1 protein-coding gene is annotated in these 2,301 nt (G+C 73.3%); it reads right to left on the reverse strand.

The window, feature by feature from the left end:
• Positions 1-79: 79 nt before the first annotated feature.
• Positions 80-1,540 (reverse strand): uridine transporter UriT, encoded by a 1,461-nt coding sequence (gene uriT, locus V7793_RS36545; protein ID WP_336013980.1) that lies wholly within the window; start codon positions 1,538-1,540, stop codon positions 80-82.
• Positions 1,541-2,301 lie beyond the last annotated feature (761 nt).

Genomic DNA, 2,301 nt, shown 5'->3' on the forward strand with positions numbered 1-2,301 from the left:
AACAGCGGAACCCCGGCTCGGGAGCCGGGGTTCCGCTGCCGTGGCGCGACCGGAGTCGGCCGTGCGCCTGCTGTGCGCGTCAGCCGTGCGCCTCCGCCGTGGCCGGCTTCGGGATGAGGAAGGACGTCGCAAGGGCGGCGGCCATGATCACGACGCCCGCGATCATGCCGGCGGTGTAGCCGGTGGACGAGGCCGGGTCGGCCGGCTGCACGGCGGTCTTCACCGCGTACAGCAGGGCGAAGCTCAGCCCCGCGCCGAGGTTGAAGGCGCCCGCGTTGAGACCGGGCAGGAAGCCCGGGTTCTCCTTGGGCGACAGCACGATGCCCAGGCCGTTGAGCACGATGTTCGCCACACCCGCGTAGGTGATGCCGACCAGCAGCGAGGCCACCAGCAGCAGGACGCGCGAGTGCGCCGGGATGGTGAGGATCATCAGGACGACGGACGCCGCCGACCCCACGAGCCCCAGGCGCAGGACCCGCCCGTAGCCGAAGGTGGCCGCGAGACGGCCGGCGACCGGGCCCATGGCGAGGCCCGCCAGGGCGTACGGGGTGAGCGTCCACCACGCGGAGGCCTCGGCCGACATCCCCAGGCCCGCCTCGGCGTCCTGGGCGAGGGAGGGGATGAGGCCGTTCATGACCGCGAAGACGCCGGTCATGGTGAGCGTGGTGGTCAGCAGGGTGGCCCAGGTGCCGCGCTGCTTGAGGTGCCGGGTGGCGACCAGCGGGTGGCCGCTGCGGTCCTCGGTGCGCCAGAACAGGGCGAAGGCGACCGCGGAGACGGCCGTCAGCCCGGCGACCACCGGCCAGCGGGCGTCGCCCAGCTTGCCGGCCTCGTTCAGCGCGATGAGCAGCGAGCCGACGGAGACCACGAGCAGGGCCACGCCCGGCCAGTCCATCCGGCCGGCGGCCGCGACCTTGCTCTCGGGCGTCAGGGTGGCGACCAGGACGGTGGCGACGACGGCCACGACGGCCATCGCCCAGAAGACGGCCTCGAAGCCGTGGTTGTCCGCGAGGAAGCCGCCCGCGAGGGAGTCCACACCGGCGACGCCGCCGTTGACGGCCGTGATCACACCGAGCAGGGTGCCGTAGCGCTTGGGCTCGGTCACCTCGACCCGCAGCATGATCAGGCACAGGGGCACGGTGGGCCCGGACGCGCCCTGCAGGATCCGCCCGGCGAACAGCATGGGCACGCTGTCCGCCAGCGCCGCGACCACGCACCCGACGGCCATCAGGGCCAGCATGCCGGCCAGGACCTTGCGGCGTCCGATGACGTCGCCCAGGCGCGGCAGGAAGAGCGAGAACAGGGCGGCCGACGTGAAGAACGCGGTCTGGGTGAGGCCGATCTCGGCGGAGCTCGCGCCGAGGCTGTCCTCGATGCTCTTCAGCGCGGGGCTGAGCATGCTGGCGTTGAGCTGGAAGGCGACGCAGGCCGTGAGCAGCGCGGCGACCAGCACGCCCACCCGGACGGGACGGCGGCCCGTCACATCGGCGGACCGGTCACCGGTGGCGCGCCCGGCGCGCTCGGTGGTGGAAGGGTTCATGCCTCGTGGATCTCTGATAGTTCAGGGCACACGGAAAAACCCCAGCCCGGCTGGGGTTTCAAGGGTGTCCAAGGATGTGTCCGACCCCCTCACCGGACGCTTCCGGCAGGCCCCTGACCTGCGGAAACGCCTCCTTGGAGGGGACGCTTCGTACCATATTACCCGCTCCGGCGACCCCACGGCCCCGGGGCTTCCGCACACGGCGGCCGCGCTCCTCCCCCGGACGGCGAGCGATGAGATCCGGCCAGGTTCGCCGGACCGGGGCGGCGGCATGCAACCTGGCGGCTGCATTTGCCATGTATCTCGGTGTCGGCACGAATGCGCTGCTCACCGTGGGTGCGGTCGGCCGACGGACATCAACGGCGCGCCCCCGGCGCGCCTTCCCCACCCGCTCCGTCCTCCCGAGGTCCCCGTGCACACCCACTCGCCCGGCTCTCGCGGCCGCCCGGCCGTGACGCCCCGTCAAGGTTCCCCGGATCCCGCCGCTCCCGTGGACCGCCGGCGGTGCCCGTGACCACCGGGAGACCGGCCGGCGGCCCCTGGACGGTCGCTCTGCCCCTGCCTGACCAGAAATCGTCCGTCATCCTCACCGGTATGGCCCTCGTCCTGGTGGCGCTCCTCTGGTGGCTGATCCGGGCGGTGGCACGGCAGGGCGGTTTCCGCCCGGCCTGCCGCCGGGCGGCCTGGGAGCTGCGGATGACCCGGCGGGCCTTCGCCCAGCCCTTCCGCGCCCGCGGCCTGCACCGGCGCCGGGTCCGCAC

It is taken from the genome of Streptomyces sp. KLMMK (assembly GCF_036961605.1).
Lineage (GTDB): Bacteria > Actinomycetota > Actinomycetes > Streptomycetales > Streptomycetaceae > Streptomyces > Streptomyces telluris.

Excerpts from the sequence above, each read along its gene's own strand:
- uriT (WP_336013980.1), bottom strand. The coding sequence starts at position 1,540 with ATGAACCCTTCCACCACCGAGCGCGCCGGGCGCGCCACCGGTGACCGG.